Annotated in this window: 13 protein-coding genes; 4 read left to right on the plus strand and 9 right to left on the minus strand. The window is 61.1% G+C overall.

Annotated elements, in window-relative coordinates; genetic code table 11:
* Positions 1-10 precede the first annotated feature (10 nt).
* The gene (gltS, locus tag P0D84_RS34145) at positions 11-1,213 is read left to right on the plus strand and encodes a sodium/glutamate symporter (protein ID WP_408344134.1); all 1,203 of its coding nucleotides are present in this window, start codon (positions 11-13) and stop codon (positions 1,211-1,213) included.
* 95 nt (positions 1,214-1,308) lie between these two features.
* Here gltS and P0D84_RS34150 read toward each other — a convergent pair whose 3' ends face one another.
* Both P0D84_RS34150 and P0D84_RS34155 read right to left on the minus strand, forming a co-directional pair.
* Positions 1,309-2,859, minus strand: coding sequence for a methyl-accepting chemotaxis protein (locus P0D84_RS34150; protein WP_408344137.1), 1,551 nt, complete (start codon positions 2,857-2,859; stop codon positions 1,309-1,311).
* A gap of 247 nt (positions 2,860-3,106) precedes the next feature.
* On the minus strand, positions 3,107-4,198 hold the full coding sequence (locus tag P0D84_RS34155) for an alpha/beta fold hydrolase (protein ID WP_408344139.1): 1,092 nt from the start codon (positions 4,196-4,198) through the stop codon (positions 3,107-3,109).
* Between the two features lie 465 nt (positions 4,199-4,663).
* On the opposite strand from P0D84_RS34155, the gene P0D84_RS34160 reads away from it, so the two are divergent.
* Entirely contained in the window at positions 4,664-5,068 is a 405-nt protein-coding gene (locus P0D84_RS34160; RefSeq protein WP_408344142.1) for a cupin domain-containing protein, read from the plus strand.
* A 120-nt stretch (positions 5,069-5,188) separates the two neighbouring features.
* Here the strand turns inward: P0D84_RS34160 and P0D84_RS34165 are convergent, their stop codons facing one another.
* On the minus strand, positions 5,189-8,368 hold the full coding sequence (locus P0D84_RS34165; protein ID WP_408344145.1) for an EAL domain-containing protein: 3,180 nt from the start codon (positions 8,366-8,368) through the stop codon (positions 5,189-5,191).
* A 461-nt stretch (positions 8,369-8,829) separates the two neighbouring features.
* Positions 8,830-9,759: an N-acetyl-gamma-glutamyl-phosphate reductase gene (argC, locus tag P0D84_RS34170; protein WP_408346254.1), complete on the minus strand. Its 930-nt coding sequence runs from the start codon at positions 9,757-9,759 to the stop codon at positions 8,830-8,832.
* 128 nt (positions 9,760-9,887) lie between these two features.
* On the opposite strand from argC, the gene P0D84_RS34175 reads away from it, so the two are divergent.
* Positions 9,888-10,772, plus strand: coding sequence for a LysR family transcriptional regulator (locus tag P0D84_RS34175; RefSeq protein ID WP_408344148.1), 885 nt, complete (start codon positions 9,888-9,890; stop codon positions 10,770-10,772).
* 51 nt (positions 10,773-10,823) lie between these two features.
* Here the strand turns inward: P0D84_RS34175 and P0D84_RS34180 are convergent, their stop codons facing one another.
* From P0D84_RS34180 to P0D84_RS34200, 5 genes are all read right to left on the minus strand, one after another.
* Entirely contained in the window at positions 10,824-12,458 is a 1,635-nt protein-coding gene (locus P0D84_RS34180; protein ID WP_408344151.1) for an EAL domain-containing protein, read from the minus strand.
* A 221-nt stretch (positions 12,459-12,679) separates the two neighbouring features.
* Positions 12,680-14,866, minus strand: a complete 2,187-nt coding sequence (locus tag P0D84_RS34185) for an EAL domain-containing protein (protein WP_408344154.1) — start codon at positions 14,864-14,866, stop codon at positions 12,680-12,682.
* Positions 14,867-14,985: 119 nt separating this feature from the next.
* The gene (locus P0D84_RS34190) at positions 14,986-15,207 is read right to left on the minus strand and encodes a hypothetical protein (RefSeq protein ID WP_408344157.1); all 222 of its coding nucleotides are present in this window, start codon (positions 15,205-15,207) and stop codon (positions 14,986-14,988) included.
* 315 nt (positions 15,208-15,522) lie between these two features.
* Complete coding sequence (locus P0D84_RS34195; protein WP_408344160.1) at positions 15,523-17,268, minus strand: methyl-accepting chemotaxis protein; 1,746 nt, start codon at positions 17,266-17,268, stop codon at positions 15,523-15,525.
* 689 nt (positions 17,269-17,957) lie between these two features.
* Positions 17,958-18,755, minus strand: coding sequence for an SDR family NAD(P)-dependent oxidoreductase (locus P0D84_RS34200; protein ID WP_408344163.1), 798 nt, complete (start codon positions 18,753-18,755; stop codon positions 17,958-17,960).
* Between the two features lie 208 nt (positions 18,756-18,963).
* Between P0D84_RS34200 and P0D84_RS34205 the strand changes: the two genes are divergently transcribed.
* Positions 18,964-19,434 (plus strand): Lrp/AsnC family transcriptional regulator, encoded by a 471-nt coding sequence (locus tag P0D84_RS34205; protein WP_408344166.1) that lies wholly within the window; start codon positions 18,964-18,966, stop codon positions 19,432-19,434.
* The last annotated feature ends 822 nt before the right edge of the window (positions 19,435-20,256 follow it).

The following is a 20,256-nucleotide window of genomic DNA, read 5'->3' on the forward strand; positions in this document are numbered from 1 at the left end:
GAGACCAAACATGAACATTGGCATTTATGGAACCCTCGTCGCGGCTTCGCTGGTTCTGCTGCTCGGCAACCGCCTCGTCGAATGGATTCCGGTGCTGCATAACTACACGATTCCCGAACCCGTTGCCGGCGGCCTCGTCGTCGCGATCGTGCTGCTGGTGGTGCGCGTCGCAGGGCAAGTTGAGGTGCGCTTCGACACGGCGTTGCAAGCGCCCTTGATGCTCGCCTTCTTCGCGACCATCGGGCTGAATGCCAATCTCGCGAGCCTCAAACAAGGCGGGCCGCTGCTGCTGCGTTTTCTTGGCGTCGTGATCGGCTTGCTGGTACTGCAGAATGCCGTTGGAATCGGACTCGCCTATGCGCTCGGCGTCGATCCGCTGCTTGGCTTGCTGGGCGGTTCGATCACGCTGTCGGGCGGACACGGAACGGGGGCCGCGTGGAGCAAGGTCTTTGCCGAACATCACGGCGTGCAATCGGCTACCGAAGCCGCCATCGCGTGTGCGACGTTCGGTCTCGTGATGGGCGGCATCCTGGGCGGCCCGGTGGCCCGCCTGCTGATGCGCCGCGTCACGAAACCAGACTCGCAACAGACTGCTACGCCGGTTGATTCCCCACTCGCCTTTGAAGAGCCGAAAGCGGAACAACCCACCACGTCCGCCGCGTTCATCGCCACGCTGGCACTGATCGCAATAAGCCTGGCCGTGGGCGAGGCGCTCTCGAACCTGTTGGCCGGCACGGCCTTCGAATTGCCTACTTTTGTCTGCGTGCTGTTTGTTGGCGTACTGCTCAGCAATGGGCTCGCATTAGCGGGCAAGCCCGTGGCCGAGCACGCTGTCGCGTTGCTCGGCAATGTCAGCCTCGCGCTGTTCCTCGCCATGGCGCTGATGACCCTGAAACTGTGGGATCTGGCCTCGCTGGCGTTGCCAGTCATTTCGATTCTCGCCGCGCAGACGGCGTTAATGGCGCTGTATGCGATCTTCGTGACGTTCAGCGTAATGGGCCGTAACTACGACGCTGTTGTACTCGCCGCGGGTCATTGCGGGTTCGGGCTTGGAGCGACGCCCACCGCAATTGCCAATATGCAGGCGGTCACAAACCGCTTCGGCCACTCCCATCTGGCGTTTCTCATTGTGCCGATGGTGGGGGCATTCTTTATCGACATCGCCAATGCCATTGTCATCAAGGGTTATCTCGCGTTGCCGATCTTTCGCTAACCCGGTGGGCTGAGTGACTCGAACGACGGCGCCTGAAGCCGCCGGTTGAAGCTGCGCTTCTTTGCCCATCGAAGTAACCACAGCGAACGATGGACTCAGTGCGCAGGCAACTGGAACACCCCCACCACATCGCTCATGCGCGTGGCCTGCTCCTCAAGCGAGACCGCTGCGGCCGCGGCCTGCTCGACAAGCGCTGCGTTGCGCTGCGTGACCTCATCCATCTGCGAGACGGCCTTGTTGACCTGCTCTATCCCGTCGCTCTGTTCTTCGGACGCGGCCGCGATCCCGGCCATGATGTCGGTCACCCGGCGCACCGCGTCGTTGATCTCCGTCATGGTCTTTCCCGCTCGACCGACCAGCTCGGTCCCATTACCCACCCGCTCGACCGATTCGCTGATCAGCGTCTTGATTTCCTTGGCCGCCGAGGCACTGCGCTGGGCCAGCGTGCGCACTTCTCCCGCCACCACCGCAAAGCCGCGGCCTTGTTCGCCGGCTCGCGCCGCTTCAACGGCAGCGTTCAACGCGAGGATATTGGTCTGAAAGGCGATGCCCTCGATCACGCCAATGATGTCGGCAATCTGCTTCGAACTCGCGTTGATTTCGCCCATCGTCGTAACGACCGCTGAGACGACGTCGCTGCCTTCGTGCGCAACGTCCACTGCGACCCGCGCGAGATCGCTCGCCTGACGCGCGTTGTCGGCGTTCTGGCGCACGGTCGAAGTGAGCTCCGCCATGCTCGAGGCGGTTTCTTCGAGCGAAGCGGCCTGCTCTTCGGTTCGCTGCGACAAATCGGTGTTGCCTGCCGAGATCTGCGCGGTCGCAGTGGAAATGGATTGCGCGCCGTCGCGCACCGCTACCATCGCGTCCCGAAGGCGGGACTGCATCAGGCGGAGGTCTTGCATCATCTGGCCCATTTCGTCGCGCGAACGTACCTCGACAGGTCGGCTGAGGTCGCCATCGGCAATGGCGCGGAAGTGGTGCATGGCTTCACCCAGTGGGCCGGCAATCGACTTGCGCAGTGCATGCCACGCCAATGCGGCCATCGAAAGCCCGATCAGAAGACCCGCTGCGGCGATGAAAAGAATCGCGTGGAAACGGTCCTGCGCCGCTTCGTATCGGCTGCGCGCCTGATCCGCCTGCATCCTCTCGAGCGCCCCGGAACGGTCCGTGATCTCGTTGAATGGTCCCGTCATCTTGTTCGAGATCAGATCGGCGAGTTGTGTGGTGTCACGCCGGTCGATCGCGGCGAACACCGCGGCGACCGGTCCGTTCATCGCAAGCGCCCGCCTGGCTTCGACCGCTTCGGCCAACTGCTCCTCTTGCGATTCGACATGCAGCGCACGGTACGTCTGCCAGGCCTTGTCGCCGATCGCGAATTGCTCGCGTGCATGCGCCTCAAGGCTCGCAACGTCCGGGCGATCAGGCTGAGCCGCGATCCGGTCAAGCACCAGCCGACCGCGAGCATAGAACAAATCGAACTTGCCGAGCGCACTCGCCGACGTGAGTTCGTTGGCGTACAGCGCCTTCTGATCCGCATTGCTCAAGGCAATGCCAGTCACGCCGAGCACGGCGCCAATCGTCATGAGCAAGCCGAGGAAGCCCATCGCAAAGGCAAGACGGGCACGGATCGTGATGTTCGAGAACATAGATGCCTCAAGGCACAACAAGTGGAACGGGAAAAATGTCGCGCCGGGAAAGCACGTGTGGTCACTGTGCTTTACGGCAATTGAGCGGAAATATGAAGGGGGAGAGTTGAACTTGATCCGTTCGAGGGACCGAAAACACGAGGAAGGTGTGTTACAGCCCGTTGCAGGAGCCACTATCGGTCCTGCAACGGGCGGCCAGATCGCGTGGCATCACACGACACGCGATGGCCATGCTAACGCCGGCGAATCAATGCTGGTTGGCCGTGTCGCTCAGCAACTGCACAAGGTATGGCTTCCACACGTCAGGGTGAGCGAGGGTCTGATGGCCGTACGAGTGCACCGTCTCCGGCATTTCGACGAATCCTCCGTTCGGCACAGCCTTGATCTCCCGCTGCATCACACCGAGGTCCGCGGCGTTGATCAGGTCGTCGGCAAAATTGACGGCAAATAGCCGTGCGCGAATCTTTGACAACTCAGGCGCGGGGTTGTAGTCCCATGACGATTCGAACCAGTACAGGACGTCGTTAGCGTCGCTCTTTTCGGCGTTGCCGACCAGGCCTTCATACATCTGCGTGGCCGCGTCGCGATTGGGAGCGTCGCTTTGCATACGTGCCGGGTTGTTGGTGATGATCGTGAAGATTGGCATCACGCGGGTCCACTGGGTCGGCCGCACGGTATAGTCGCCCCCCTGCCAGCCCGGGTCGTTGCGAATGGCGCTGACGATCATCTGCCGCCAGAGCCAATTGCGGCCGGCCATCGCGATCGGTTGGCTGGCAATCGGCATCAAGGCATCCGCCATCTCGGGATACCGCTCGCCCCACATCCAGGTCTGCATGCCGCCCATCGACGTGCCCAGCACCAGGCGCAGATGATGGATGTGCAAACCCTCGACGAGCAGACGATGGTTAGCCTCGACGACATCGCCATAACCGTAATGCGGGAATCTTGCGTGCATGCCGTCGCTCGGCTTACTCGAACCGCCTCGGCCCAGGCCATCGGGGATCACGATGAAGTACCGGCTCGTGTCGAGCGGCTCGCCCGGGGCGAAGAGTTCCCGGCGCATCGCCGGCGCGAGGAATGCCTGGCCGGTGCCGGTGGTGCCGTGCATCAGCAACACTGCATTATTGATCTCGCCGTGCGCATCGCGCCGCGGCGTGCCTAAGGTTACGTAGTGGATATGAATATCCGGCAACGTAGCACCATCGGAAAAGTGGAAGTCGCGCTCGGTGAAATCGGCGGCCTGCTCGGAAGCAGGTTCGGTTGTCGCAGCGTGGGCCGGCACGAGGCTGGTCAGTGCGCACATTCCTGCCGTGGCCAGCAGGGATGCGAATCGGATCATGGAAGTGTCCTGTCGATTGTAGGGAAGGAAAGAAAATCGTAAGCACGCCAGGCACAGACGACGAAGATAGCTCAACGGCGACGGGGGCGTGCTCGCAACGGGGCTCAATGGTACGCGGATAGGAAAAAAACCGTTGGCGTAACTCGGGGTGGAACGACTGCTATTGGTCAATCCGACGGGCAGTTCCGGGGCAAGCGCGCGATCCACGTCGGGAAGTCTCGATGTATGTCCCGTTCCACTACGCACGCGGTAGCGAAACGGTTCCCTATGAACCATGGCCTCATTTGGCAAATGTCATTTGCCAAATGAGGCCATTCCGTCGGTCCGCTGCCGCGTGGCAGGATGCATTCAGCCACGACGAGTACATAGACGGCTTCATCCAGATACACCACGCGATGTCGACGCTACCGAACGGCACAACCTGTCGAATTGTTCGTCGCTTCACCCCATAACACGGAGAACGAATTGTTTAATTTTTTCGATATAAACAGCATCATCGGTCAATTCCCGGACGAGGCGGATAGCACAATTGTCGACGTCTATCTCACCGATGAACCCTCTGCAAGCTCAAGAATCTTTCGTGTTTATTACCCGATACCTCGCCACTACCACGAAACGTGCGAAGAACATCTCTACCTCCTGACCGGTAAGGTCGCCTTCGCGATTGAGGACGAAGCGCCTCGCGTCCTCACTGCGGGCCAGTTAGTGACCTTTGAGCGGAACACGGTCCACGCGATAACTGAAATACTCGAGTCGCCGGCAGTCTTCTTTACAGTTGACGCTCCTCGTCGTGTGCCGACCGATGTCGTGTATGTGAATCCGGACGACGCAAAAATCCGACCTTTTGTGACCCACCTGGAAAGCTACTAAAGGTCAGCGTGTGGCGGCAGGAAATCAGACTATCAACCTGCCGTTTCCTGCTAGTGAACAACCGGTTTAGAGAAACGCGAAGGGTTGCTTCGCGCGACCATGAAAAAAGTACCGCGCCGCTCACGCCGCCATGCGCGCGGTACTCCAGGACCACAAATCGGCAGGCGACAAGGCCTTCGAGAACAGGAAACCCTGCAATTCGTCGCAACCGATAGCGCGTAGGATGTCAGCCTGATGCTCGCTCTCGACTCCCTCGGCGACCACCCGTAGCCCAAGCTCGTGGCCGAGCTCGATGATTGCCCGGATGATGGCAAGGTCGGCCGGCGCGTCGAGCATGTCTTGCACGAACGCACGATCGATCTTGAGGCGATCAAGCGGGAATCGGTTCAGATAGCTGAGGCTTGAGTAACCGATACCGAAATCGTCGAGGGCAAGCTTGACTCCAAGCTTGCGGATCGCGTTGATCGTGGTGAGATAGTTCTCCGCATTGTCCATCAGCACTGTCTCGGTGATCTCGAGTTCGAGCCGCTCGGGGGCGACTCGATACCGTGCGAGACTGTCTGTGAGCGTGCCGATCAGGCCTGGATCGCGCAGCTGGATCGCCGACAGGTTGATCGAGACGCGCAGCTGCATGAGCCCTTCTGCGTCCCACGCGGCGACCTGCTGGCAGGCTTGATCTATCACCCAGGCGCCGATTGGAATGATGAGCTGCGTCTCTTCGGCGACCGGAATAAACTGCACGGGCGACACCGCGCCGATCTGCGCGCTGTTCCAGCGCAACAGCCCTTCAACAGCGATCAGTTCACCCGTGTGCGCATCGACACACGGCTGATATTCGAGCCGGAACTCGTGCATCGCGATCGCGGTGCGCAGGCACGCTTCGAGCGTCAAGCGGTAGCGCGCGCGTTCGGCCATGTCGGGCACGAAGAACTTGACGAGGTTGCGTCCCGCGCCCTTCGCGTGGTACATCGCGGCGTCGGCGTTCTGCATCAGGGTCTCGATGTCCTCGCCGTCGTCGGGGAAAAGTGCCACGCCGACACTACACGACACCGGCAGCGCGACGCCGCCGAGCTCGTGCGGCTGGCGCACGAGCGGCAGTAAGCGCTCCTCGATCGTGCGGCTGACGTCTGCCGCGTTGGTGACGCCGTTGAGGATCACCGTGAACTCGTCTCCGCCGAGGCGGCTGACCGTGTCGTTGCTGCGCACGGCCTGCAAGAGGCGCCGCGAGACCGAGCGCAGCAGGTTGTCGCCGATGTGATGGCCCAGCGAATCGTTGATGTTCTTGAAGCGGTCCAGATCGATGAACAGCACCGCGACGCGCTGCCCCGTGCGGCGCGCATTGCCGAGTACGACGCCAAGGCGCTTCACGAACAGCTCGCGGTTCGGCAGTTCCGTCAGCACGTCGTGCTCGGCGAGGAACTGGATGCGGGCCTCGTTCTTCTTGCGGTCCGTAATGTCGATCAACGTGCAGATATAGTGCGACAGGTTCGCACGCCGGTCGCGCACGGCGCTCACCATCAGCCACGCTGGGTAGTCGCTGCCTGCACGCCGCCGCACATGCGCTTCGCCATGCCATGCGCTCAGGCGGTCGACGGAATCGATAACGGCTGGAAAAATGTCGCCTTGCTCCTGCGCTCCGAAGAGGAAAGCGGGCGCCTTCCCCGCCACGTCGTCGGAGCGATATCCTGTCGCACGATAGAACGATGCGTTGGCAGTCACGAGCCGTCGTTGCGCATCCAGAATCAGAATCGCCTCGGATGACGCCTCGAACACCTTGCCCCACAACTCGAGGCGCTGCTCCATCAGCTTGATCTGGTTGATTGGGGTGAATGCGGTCAACACGGCGTCGCGCCCCTGGAAGTCGAGGCGCCGCGCCGACAGCATGGCCCAGGTGGGTTCGCTGCCGGCCTTCCAGCGCACCTCGAATTCGTCCACAGCATCGCGGTCGGAGAGTTGCTGGAAGAAACGCGCGCGCACCTCCGAGTCGAGACCGAAGCCCCATGGGTCCACCGTGCAGCCATTGAGCCAGGAAAGCGCCGGCCCGTTCGCGTGCAGCACCTCGTGCCCCGGGATCGCTGTGACGACCATCGGCACTGGAGTCGCCTCGACGAGCGCGTATTGCGCGGCTGACGCGCGCGCTGTCGCCTCAAGCTCCTTCTGCACGTCGCGCTCGCGGGCGAGCTGCGCGAGCATCTCGTTGAAGCCTTGCACGAGCTGGCCGATCTCGTCCTGGCTATGCCAGTTGGCGCGCAGAGAGTGGTCACCTGTGCGGCGCACGGTATCCATCACGCGCGCGAGCCGGCGCAGGGGCCGTGAGATCTGCTGGGCGACGAAGTACACCAAGCTCAGGATCGCGCACAGCAGGAAGAGTGCGGTTCCCAGGTCCAGCCACATCCGCTCAAAGAGGGCGCGTACGCGCTCATGCAGAAGTCTTTCGAGCTGATTACCGGTCTCACTCCACGCGTCGCTTACGCTCGTCACCACGCGCCGCTGTGCGGCATCGAGCGCGGCCAGCGTGACAGCATCCGGGCCGGCGTCGACCGCGGCGCCAGCCACACGGCGATACGCGTCGATCGCGGCGAGCAATCGCCCGACCGGCGGTCCGATCGTGCCGGTCAGTGTGCCGTTCGCGACCGAAGCTTCCGCATAGTCGGAGCGCAGCCCCTGCAAGACTGCGTCGAGCTGCCCTTCCAGCACGAGGTAGCGGGTCCGCATCTCGTCGCGGCTCATCCGTGCGGCGCGAAAACTCGCGCCGGCATCGTGCAGGTGGCGGCCAATCCGGTTGACGTCGCCGAGCAGTTCCGGATAGCGCAGGATCGACAGCGACATCGAATAGTAGCTGTCGAGATCCGGATCCAGAATCAGGTTCGACTGGTTGCCGACCCGCGTCACCAGTGCGCGCGTTGCTTCAAGGCCGCGGTCGACCGTCGCTGCGCTCGCATGCGGCGCCGAGCTGGCGGCAAGCGCATCGAGCACCTGTTTATTGATCCCGGCGCTCTGCATGTTCGCGCCAAAGCGGCGTTCGGCATCGGCGAGTCTGCCGGCCGTGCGCTGCAATTGGGCCGCCGTCTGCGGCTGCCCGGCGCCCGCGAGCGCGAAGTCGATAAGCGCGTCATGCACGGACACGACGTAGGCATTGCCGATCAGCTCCTTGTCGGAGAAGTCAATTGCGATGTACTTCTCGTGGATCAGGATGCCGCTGATGTACAGCACCGCGCTCAGATCGAGCAGATAGATCAGCAGCAGCTTGCGGCCGACGCGAAGACGTCCGAGAAACCGGAAGAACAGGTTGCGTTTCATGGGCACTGTCGCTCGATCGCGAAGCTTTTGTCCCGGGTGCGGCGAGCCAGACGTTTCACTGCGTTTCTCCGTGCGGGGAACGTCGGACCTGGGTCAGGTCCGACGGTGGGAAAAGCCCCTGATCACGCTATCGGCCAGTTGGAGAACTTCTTTAGTTTTTGCTTAAAACGCTCCAGGACGGTGCCGAACGCGCGACAACACGGTGCGAACATTTCGACTAATGCTCTCCGTTGGATCATTCGCGTAACGGTAATGAGGCATTGTCACCACGAGGTCTCCTGAGCCGGCGAGCGGTCAATCCGCAAAATTTCCGCTGCGCGACTCAGAGGACGCTTGCAAAGAGTGAATCAGTTGTCGTCCGACCAGGTGCGACCAGTACGGGACATTCGGCGGCCACGACCAGATTGACAACAATCGTTGGCAGATGGGTACAGCCGAACGTTAGCTCAAGCCATCGGCCACTATTGCTGCGTGAGCATCAGGTTCAGGTTCTGAACCGCAGCGCCGGATGCGCCTTTGCCGAGATTATCGAAAACCGCGGATAGCAGGACGTGCCCGTGTTCCATGTTAGGAAATACGCTTAAGCGCATATCGTCCGTACCGTTTAGTACTTGCGGATCCAGGTGCTTTAAGACGCACGATTCGTGCAGCGGCAAAACATGTACGTGGACCGCCTCGGCATAGTGGCGAGCGAGGCATGCGTGTAACGTGGCGCCATCCACGTCGGGCGCCAGCAATCGCAACTCCAGGGGCACCGTCAGCACGATGCCCTGGCGGAACGCACCATACGCAGGGACGAAGATCGGACGCTGCGCGAGCCCGGCGTGCTGCTGGATCTCCGGGGTGTGCTTGTGCGCGAGCTCCAGACCATATACCTGGTATAACGGTGCGTTGACAGCACCCTGCCCCTCGTGTTCCTCCACGCCGGCACGCCCGCGTCCGGAGTAGCCGGACACCGCATGAATGCTGATAGGGTAGTTGCCTGGTATGAGCCCAGCCTGCAACAGGGGACGCAGCAAGCCAATTGCACCGGTCGGATAGCAACCGGGATTGGTGACCCGACGTGCGTTTGTAATGCGCTTAGCCTGTCCCAGCGTCATTTCCGGAAAGCCGTATGTCCAGTCCGGCTGTGTGCGGTGGGCGGAACTTGCGTCGATTACTCTGACGGCAGGATTAACAATGGCGTCCACCGCCTCGCGCGCGGCGGCATCGGGCAGGCAGAGGATGGCGATGTCGCAGGCGTTGATGGCTTCGGCGCGACGCCTGGAATTCTTGCGTTCCGCCGCGGCAAGCGTGACCAGTTTCAGATCGGTCCGGTCGCGAAGCCGTTCGTGAATTTGCAACCCGGTGGTGCCTTGGTCGCCGTCGATGAAAACAAGGGGAGAGCTCATGCGCGCAATACTCCGGTGACTGGGTAATAACAAGTAGAACGAGCCTGCTATCTTCCGCGCACCGCTAGAATAGCGAAAGTTGAATTTCATAACGTGAATATTCAGTTTTTCTGAATCTGGACGCCGACATGCGAGAGATCAGCCTGGACCGCTTGCGCACCCTGGTCGCTATTGCCGACCGTGGCTCATTCGCCGACGCGGCGCGTGCGTTGCATCTGGCGCCGCCAACGGTCAGCCTCCACATCGCTGAACTGGAAGACCGCATCGGGGCTCCGCTCCTGTCGCGCAAGCGTGGACATGTTCGGCCGTCGGCAACAGGCGAGTTGTTGGTCGAACGCGCGCGTCGACTGCTGGCCGACGCGGAACAGGCGTTAGACGATGTTCACCGCCAGGTTCAAGGGCTTGTCGGACGCGTTCGGCTCGGAGCATCGACCGGCGCGATTGCGCACCTGCTGCCCCAAGCGCTTGAAGTGCTGCGCCAACACCATCCCGCTATCGATATTCAGGTCGCGGTACTCACCTCGCATGAAACGCTAACCCGACTGGCGGATGGAACGCTGGATGTTGGGCTGGTCGCTCTGCCTCAGCCTCCGGTGGCTGGACTCGTGATAAAGCCTTGGCGGCGCGACCCCGTGATGGCCTTTGTGCCGGCGCATTGGCGGTGTCCGGCCCGCGTCACGCCTGAATGGCTCGCGGCTCAACCTCTCATTCTCAATGACGCGACCACGCGTCTCTCGCGTCTGACTGCGGAGTGGTTTGCGACCGCAGGGCACCATCCTGCGCCGCGCATTCAGCTCAACTACAACGACGCGATCAAGAGTCTGGTAGCAGCAGGTTACGGCGCAGCGCTGTTGCCCCATGAGGCCACTACACCATTACCCGACAGGCGCATTGTCATGCGTCCGCTGCGGCCGGCGTTGTGGCGTCGGCTCGGCATTGCGCATCGTGCGGGGCACGTCGAGCGTTCCACGCAACACGTGCTCGATGTGTTGTGGGATCTGCGATTGGCGTAGGAATTTGCCATTTGTCCCAGAAGAATCCACCCGTCGGGCACGATGCAGGAATTAACCCGACTGCCATGAACCCAACGCCGCCAACGGACCTTGCCGATGGAATACACGTGAAGCGGGACGCCCAGCGGACGTCGCGTAGCCTTGTGCGAATTCTTTGGCACGCTCTGGCCTCGCAAACAGGAAGCCCTGCGCAAGGGGCACGCCGATCGTGTCCAGCACATCCTGCTGTGCGCGTTCTTCGACGCCTTCGGCGACAACCTGCGCGCCGACCTGCCCTGCGAGGAAAGTAATACCTTCGAGCAGCGCGCGATCGTTGCCAACAACGCCCTGGACGAATTGCCGGTCGATCTTGATGTAGTCGAAATGAAACCGCTGCAGCAAGGCAAGATTGCTGTTCTCTGTCCCGAAGTCGTCGACGGCGAATTTGACACCCTGACGCTGCAGCCGGGCCAGGCTGTCTTTCACGCCGTCGATGCCCGCGAGCAGGCCGCGTTCAGTGATTTCGAGCACAAGCTGAAGTCGGGTCTGGCTGGCAGAGAGGATATCGCTCAGGTCGCCGGGAAAGCCGCGCAGGCCTGCATGGAATGCCGCGAGGTTGACGGTGAGCCTGAACCCGTTTGGCAGATCCATGGCACTCAATTCCTTGAGCGCTTGCCGGAGGACGAATTGCGTCAGGTCCGCGATCACCGGACTGTCCTCCACTTCGCCAATGAAATGGCCGGGCATCACCAGACCCCGGCGGGGATGCTGCCAGCGCACCAGCGCCTCGGCGCCCACCCATTTCCCGGTCGCCACTTCGACGATCGGCTGATAGACCACGAGGAATTCGCCGCGCGCGAGCCCCCGACGGACCCGACGGATCAGACGCTGCCTCGGCGTATAACCGGTGAGATAGCCCGCGGCGAGCGCCAGACCCACCATCATGCCGATCAGCATGGCAACGTTTTCGACATCGCCCAGATCCTGTCGCCGCCACGTTGGACCACCTTGTACCGAGACGGAAAACAGGGCGTCACGCGCCGGGTAACTCGCCCATCCCTTACCCGGGGCGAAAGACGCCAGAATCCGCCCGTCGCTGGTGAACGCACTGCCATCGGTGCCGGTAATAGCCGCTGACTGGGCTCCTGACGCCCGCACCCGTCCGAGCAGGTCGTCAATGTATGCGCCGCTAACGACGAGGCCAATTCCGGCGCTGTCGGACAGGCGGTCGTACACGACCATCGCTGGGCTCTTCGGGAAAAGCGGTGTACCCGCACGCATCGCTATGCTGACGCCTGGTCCGGGCGGCGAAATATACGCACTCAACGGGACGTCGCCGGCTCCCGATACCGTCGTGCAGTAGACGCGATTGTCCCTGGAAAAAAAGGCATTGCGAACGTACAGGGCAATCCTCTTGTCGCCCGTGAGGCCTGCGAGGACCCTGGCGCAGGACTGTCCCGCCAACGGTGCGAGTTGCGGCCTGTCGCGTTCAGCGATGGCGATGATCCGCGCCAGCGACCGGCCAATATCCTGCGCCAGCGCTGCCTCGCGCTGAAGTGTGCGCTCTGCGGCGATGTGGTAGCCCACCGCCAGCGAAGCTGCTACAGCGGCACCAAAGAGAGCCGCGGCCGACGTCCACACCCTCCACGGACGCAACGCCACAGCGACTGCGCGAGGAAATACGGCTGCCGTCAGTCTTGTGATCATGATCATATTGAAGTAGTCATGCAGGCGAGTAGCCGCTAATGTCGGACCTGGTGTCGTCAAGCATCCGTGATGCTCGGAATGATATTGACCTGAACATACTCATAGCGCTGTTGTGCCTGGTTGAGCCACCACGGGCCGATACCCCCGACGAAAAGCAGAGGCGAGCCGGGCGACGAACAGTGCGAGGACAAGACGTCTGCGGAGGGCCATGCGACTTGTCCTTACCGAACTTCCGACGGCGCGATGGCCGCGTCAAAAATTTCCTCGATCGGGACGGGCCTGTGCCGCAGAAAACCCTGGGCATAGTCGATGCCCATGTCGCGTAACAGCCCTTCGACCGCCTCGGTCTCCACGAATTCGGCCACGGTCTTCTTGCCCGTGATGCGAGCCACAGCGCTGATGCACCGGACTGCCTCCTGGCCCACAGGATCGTCCACTAACCCTTTGATGAACTGGCCGCCGATTTTCAGATAGTCGACCGGCAGCGCTTTGAGGTAACCGAAGGACGATACGCCGCTGCCGAAATCATCGAGCGCGAAGCGCACGCCGCGCGCGCGCATGGACTCGAAGAACGACGTTGCGTCGTTCAGATTGATGATGGCGGCAGTCTCCGTGATCTCGAAGCAGATCTTGTGCGCATCGATCGTCATCGTCTCCATCAGATCGTGCACGTAGCGGTGGAAATCGCGGTCGCCGATTGACTGTCCCGACAGATTGATCGAAACAGTGGCCAGATGCGTGACCTTGTCACGGTGGATGGTCAGGAACTCGAAAACGTGCCGAACCACCCATCGGTCGATGCGCGAGGCCATCTGAAAGCGCTCGGCCGGGGCGAGGAACAGACCCGGCGGAATCAGCTTTCCGTCGTCATTGATCATCCGTAACAGGACCTCGCCGTGCACCCCGCCGCCGTCGCGACCGAGCGCGTTGATTCGCTGCCAGTACAACGCGAATTGCCCGTTGTCCAGGGCCTGCTCTAGCCGGCGAACCCACTGCATGTCTTCGCGGTGAGATTCGATCACCTCGTCCGCTGCCAGGTACGCATGCACGCGATTTCTGCCGGCTGCCTTCGCCGCGTAGCACGCGCTATCAGCCGCTTCCAGAATGCGCTCCGCCGTCGGCCAGCGCGTGTCCACCGGCACGAGCCCGATGCTCGCGCCGACGTGAAAATGCTGCACGCCTTCGTGAAACCGGAATGAATCGAGCGTCTCGCAGATCCGCTGGGCGACGCGCTCCGCATCCTCGATGCCGCGGTCCTTCACGACCAGCCCGAATTCGTCGCCACCAAGCCGGGCAAATGTGTCGTCGCTGCGGATGAACCGCTTGATGATCCCGACGACATGCTTGAGCAGCCTGTCCCCGGCTGCGTGCCCGGCCGCATCATTGACCAGTTTGAAGCGGTCGAGGTCGATGTACATCAGCGTATAGCGGGCCTTACCGGCACGCGCGCCGTCGAGCGCGAGCTGCAGGTGGCGCTCGAACTCGTCACGGTTGAGAAGCCCCGTCAGCCGGTCGTGCGTCGCTCGCCAGGTCATTTCGCGATGCAGCTGGATCTTTTCGGAAACGTCGCGAAATACCAGAACTGCGCCAATCGTCTCGCCCGACGCGCTCCTGATCGGCGCAGCCGAATTTTCGATGCAATACTCCCGGCAGTCGCGGCCCAGCAGGATGGCGTGGTCGCCGGCGTCGGTGAAGGCCCCACCACTCAGGCATCGTATCGCTGGGCTCTTCACGCGCTGCCGGCTCGTTGCGTCCACGATCCGGAGTACCACCTCCGACGACATGCCGCGTGCCGTCGCACTGGTCCATCCGGTCAACCTTTCCGCAACGGGGTTCAGGTAATCCACGCGACCCTTGGCATCGACCGCAATAACGCCGTCGCCAATCGAATCGAGCGTTACGCGCAGGCGCTCATGCTGGGCGAGCAGTTCCCGCTGGACGCACTTACGTTCGGTCACGTCCTCCATCACTGTCAGCGAGACGAGATGACGGCCCTGCACATCGCGCTCCACGACGGACGACATGGATACATCGAGCACGCTGCCATCCTTGCACACCAACTGATATTCAATCCCTACGCATCGGCCTACGCGAAACAGTTCCGGAATGACCGTCCCGATGGCGTAGTTGCGCGATGCTGGCGTAAGAAAGTCAGTCACCGGACGGCCAACCACCTCGTCGCGCGCATAGCCGAGCGTCGCCAGCCAGACGTCGCTCACATGAATCAATCTGCCTTGCGCATCAATCGAATGCAGCATGGCAGGTGTCGATTCATAGAGCACGCGGTAATGCAAGGCCGTTGATTCGTCGCCGGCCGAGCACGACCCGACCCGCGCGCCCCCGGCAGCCTGATCATCAGTCTGCGCATCGCGGCCAACAAGACCGAAAAACGGGACGCTGCAATTCATTTTGTATCAACCTATATGACGTGTCGGTAACCCGGAAAATGAGCACCTCGCAGCCGGACCAGATCCACGATCTGGGTGAGCCTCTTCGGAAGACTTCCCTGGACGCAGCAGGTCAGGTGTTAGTCCGAGACGAATACCGTGACGGCCTCTGGCTGGTCCAACCCGAACGCGTGGACGCGTCCCGCGCGGACGTCGAGTATCAGCCGCTCGATCAACTCGACTCCCTGAAATTCGGAGTCAGCGTTGCCGCTCGGCGTGACCGCGATTCCTTCCAGCAGCGCGCGCCGACGGTTAAGCAGATACGACACGGCACTTGCGCGTCTCAAAAAAAGACGATCCATTTCAACTTCCAACGTCTCGCTCAATCGGGGCTCTGTGGCGCTGAGGCGATACGCATCCCGCCGTAAAAAAAACCGACCGGGTTAGGGTCGGCTAAAGATTCTGGCTGTTCGGGGGCCATGCCAGAACCTGAGAGAAAAATCAGGCAGCCGATCCTCATCTGCCGCTCGAGGCGCCTGAGACAGCCGGCCGGACGCGGGCTCCTGTGTCGACCGGCGAGTTCCCGGACGTGCGCTGCACCAGGCGTATGAAACTACCCGCTATCCATGCGTGGCTGATTCCTGATCCTCGTCAGCATTGTTCAATTTTCCGCCCACTCAGAAGGCCTGCCAGTCCACGGCATCACTGGTGTCTGTCGCAACTGTGGTGCTCCGGTTTGCTGTAGCGACTGACCTCGTCTCTGGCCTGGTCAATGACGCACGAGGGGTCATGCGAACTGTCGGTGCCGACCGGCGCGGTTCACTCCGCTGGGCGACCGCTCGTGACGCCGAGGCCCCCGTTTCGCCGACCTTGAAGAACGCCACCGTTTCACGCAGGCTTTGGGCCTGCTGGGCCATCGACTGCGCCGCCGCCGAGGCCTCTTCGACCAGCGCGGCATTCTGCTGGGTCACCTGGTCCATCTGGCTGACCGCCTGATTCACCTGTTCGATGCCGGTGCTCTGCTCCTGCGACGCCGACGAGATTTCGCCCACGATATCGGTCACGCGCTTCACCGACTCGACGATCTCGTTGATCGTGCTGCCTGCTTCCTCGACGAGCTTCGAGCCGACGTCCACCCGATCCAGCGAGCTGCCGATCAGATCCTTGATTTCCTTCGCCGCAGTGGCGCTGCGCTGGGCGAGCGTACGGACCTCACCGGCCACGACAGCAAAGCCCCGACCCTGTTCGCCCGCGCGGGCTGCCTCGACCGCCGCGTTGAGCGCGAGGATGTTGGTCTGGAAGGCGATGCCCTCGATCACCGTGATGATCTCCGACATCCTGGCTGAACTGCTGGCGATCTCATGCATCGTCTCAACGACACGCCCGACCACCTCGCCGCCGCGCTGCGCGATGCCCGAGGCCGTGCCGGCCAGCGTCGCTGCCTGCCTTGCGTTATCCGTGTTATGGCGGACCGTGGCGGTCAGCTCTTCCATGCTGGAGGCAGTTTCCTCGAGAGAGGCCGCCTGCTCTTCGGTGCGGCTCGACAGATCCAGATTGCCCTGGGCGATTTGCGCACTCGCGGTCGCCACGCCTTCGGCGTTCTCGCGCACCTCTGACACGACCCCCAGCAGGCCGTCGCGCATGGCCTTCAGCGATGCCATCAGGCTGCTCGTGTCGCCGGGACGCAGGTCGATCCTGACGCCCAGATCGCCGGTGGCAACGCTTTTGGCCAGTTCGGCGGCGATCGCCGGCTCGGCCCCCAACTGCCGCGTCACACTGCGCGTGAGCCAGACCCCGATGCCGATGCCGCCCAGAACAGAAAAAACCACCAGGGCAAGCATCAGAGTTCGGCTTTCCTGATACAGCGCCTGGTTGGAGTCGGCACGGTCTTTCGCGCCTTTCTGCTTCAGATTCACCACTACGTCCATCAGGTCGTCGACCTTGTTGGTCCTCGAGCGGAAATCGCCGAACAGGTAGTCGGTCAGGTCACTGTGATCCTGTAGCGAAGCAGAGCGGGCCCGGGCCTGCATCTCCCTGACGGCCTGCGCGTAATCCTGCCAGCTCTGGTCGATCTCGGCGAAGGCAGCCCTGGCTTTGTCGGTCTGTAACGTCTGTTTGGCTTTATCGAGGTTCTCACGCGTCAGTGCCAGGTTTTTTTCGCTGTCGGCGAGGAATGCGGCCCGCTGCTCGGCGCTGGTGGCCAGAATGGCGTCGCGCAGAGAGCGGCTGACATACAGCAGGTCGATGTTCGCTTGCTCGGTAAGGTCAAGCCCGATCAGATTGACACGGTAGATATCGTCGCCGTTGTCGTTAATCTGATCCATATCGTGGATGCCGATCCCGCTGACGATGGCGCCGATGGCACACACCAGCATAAAGGCACTGATCAGTCTGGTACCCAGTTTCATGTTGCTGAATTTCATAGTTTTATTCTTTCAGATCGAGGGGGATTACTGAAAGTCCTGGAAATCGCCTGACACCTTGGAGAACGCTGTTGAAAACGGCACAGCACCCAGCATTGCCGAATACCTATCGATATTATACATCTATAGCTAATGGTATATACCTACGTATTTACCATTATTTGATGCCGTGCCGCATAGCGGTGGCCCAGAAAATGGGCACGGCGCACATCGCGACTGAAGCAGATCTGCACGTACCCGACTCGCTTTCGACCGCCTGCGGCTGCGGCTGCGCATCGCTCGTGCCGTTATCAACCGGCTCTGTTGGCGTTCATGCTGCCGGGAAATAAAGCCCCTTTTTTGACACAGTAAGAGTGGCATTAGGTGCGTCAGCCGGAGCGAAGCGTAGCTAGATCGACTATTTGCGGCAATTGCGTGAATACATGCTTATCTGCCAACTTGACAATATTTTCGGCCAAGCGACGCCGCCTTCCGGCAGGCCATTCTGGTGAATGTGCTCTTTGAAATTGCAGAGGCCAGCGGCTGCCTGACTCGCTTTCGACCGCCTGCGGCTGTGCATCGCTCGTGCCGTTATCAACCGGCTCTGTCGGCGTTCATGCTGCCAGGAAGTGAAGCACATGAATTGACGGTCGACCTCTGCGTGATACGTTCCCGACACTGAGTGCCTGCTTCGGGCCCGAAGCCATCAGTCAAGCACTTGTGCCACCATCGACCTTCAGACTGGTGCCGGTTATGAACGCCGCATCGGGGCTTGCCAGCCAGGCGACAAGTCCCGCAATATCGTCGCCTGATCCGTAGCGGCCCAGTGCAATTGAGCCCCGGATCTGGTCGGCCATCGGACCGTTGGCCGGGTTCATCACCGTATCGATCCGTCCGGGCTGGACGTTATTGATCGTAATTTCCCGGCTGCCAAGATCCCTTGCCAGCGCCCGCGTCATGCTGGTTACCGCGCCTTTCGTCGCGGCGTAGACGGACACGCCCGAAATCGGCATGTAGTCGCTGCTGATGCTGCCGATATTGATAATCCTCCCGCCTTTTTCCATGAAACGGAGCGATTCCTGAATGGCGACAAGCAGGCTCCTGACGTTGATGGCCAGCATCCGGTCGATATCTTCCAGTGGGAAGTCGTCGATCAGGCCGCGGCGGAACATGGCGGCGTTGTTCACGAGAATATTCAGTCCCCCGAAGCGTTTCGAGGTCGATCCGACCGCGGCTTTTACCGCTTCCGCGTCGGCACAATCCGCGCGAATCGCCACGCCCCGTCCCCCGTCGCGTTCGATGTCCTCGATGACGCGATCCGCGTCGGCACTCGAGTTCGAATAGGTTATCGACACGGCCGCGCCATCGCTTGCGAGCCGTCTTGCGATGGCCGCGCCTATCCCGCGAGAGCCACCGGTCACGAGCGCCACTTTACCAGCCAGTTGTCCATTAGAAAAAGTCACGTTTATTCCTTTCAATTGCATTCTCTGCTCGTTCAGATCGGCCACGCTTGCCTCGTCTATCAGCAAGCGGGAAGCGTGTGTAAGCGGCTCACTTCTGAACCTGGCATCGCTGCGCTGCTGCGACAGGACACGACATGTCGTGTGAAAAATTCTAGCTAGTCTGCGCCGGTCGTACGTGCCAAAATAAGCCAATGAATTAACTGTGCGTGGCAACATTAGGCAAATTTTCGTGTTTATTTGAGACAATGAGCCAATGAAATTGGACCGGATCGACATTGACATCTTGCAGGCGCTGCAGCGGGACGCTCATGTCAAGGCTGCGGACCTCGCTGAATCGCTGGGCATTTCGCTTTCGCCGTTCTACCGGCGCATTCGTCTGCTCGAAGAGGCGGGCGTCATTACAAAATATGTGTCACTTCTGGACCAGGAGAAGGTTGGATTTCCAGTCACCGCCTACGTATCGGTCGCGATCGAAAAATCCGCGGCAAAGCTGGCTGCTTTCGAGCGCGCCCTGCTGGGTTGCGAGGAGGTGATGGAGTGCTATCTGATGACGGGCGCGTTCGATTACATCGTGCGGGTGGTGGCCAGCGACATGGCGGGAATCGAGCGTTTCGTGATGACACGGCTCGCGACCATCGAGGGTGTTCGCGACGTCAGCACGTCGATCACCTTGCGGCGTGTCCAGTACAAGACCGTACTACCGGTTCGCGAGAGCGGAGAGTAAAAAAATATCGAGTGCGCCGGAAGTACCCGATCGGTGGAGCAGACTGCTCAGGGTGAAGCTATGAGCCCAGCGCGCCGCCGGGCCAGGTGACGGGCGGATATTCCTGGAACGTTTAGGATTGTTCAACGTTTAGGGTTGTTCGACCGCGTTCTCACGCGGACATTCGAGCGTCAGGTCCACCCAGACAACGGACTTTCCCTCTAACAGTCATGCTCGTCAGACTGTCGGCCGGGGCGGCCGGCCGTTCCGGTTTCGCCCAGATCTGGATAGGCTCGTTGGGTAGTCGCCGATGCCCGCCGATCCGGCGGCCCTGCTCACATCCACAACCAACCGTTGTTCGAACGCAGATCAATTCCGCCGAACTTGCCCATTCCAGGGTCGGCGCTTACGTGATCCAATGTCGACCGCATGTTATACGTCATCCTATAACAAATCTATTTCGATGTTTTCAGCATCGATTATTGGAAGGCACTTCGGGTAAGTACCGCATGTACGACGACGCTCGTGTTGAATAGAATTCATATGTCATCGTATAACATACATGAGGAGACATGGTGCGCGGACCCTTACCAAAAGGCGCGTGCGCGCGTAGCGCATGGACGGCCCACCGAAATCATCAGCTACGAGCGGGAATGGCTCAAAAGGCGAGCCAACCAACCCCGCTTCTTCATATTTCTCGGTTTTCTTCAGCGTGATCAATGTGCTGACCTACGCGTCATCGCTTCAAAGCCAATTCTCGACTTGATCTGTAGATGGTTTTTTGCGGGGCTTTGTACAAGGTCTGACACGAAAGAGGTCAGAAACGCTTCCGATCCCGCTCGG

The sequence above is a fragment of the Paraburkholderia sp. RL17-337-BIB-A genome, from assembly GCF_046025895.1.
Lineage (GTDB): Bacteria > Pseudomonadota > Gammaproteobacteria > Burkholderiales > Burkholderiaceae > Paraburkholderia > Paraburkholderia fungorum_C.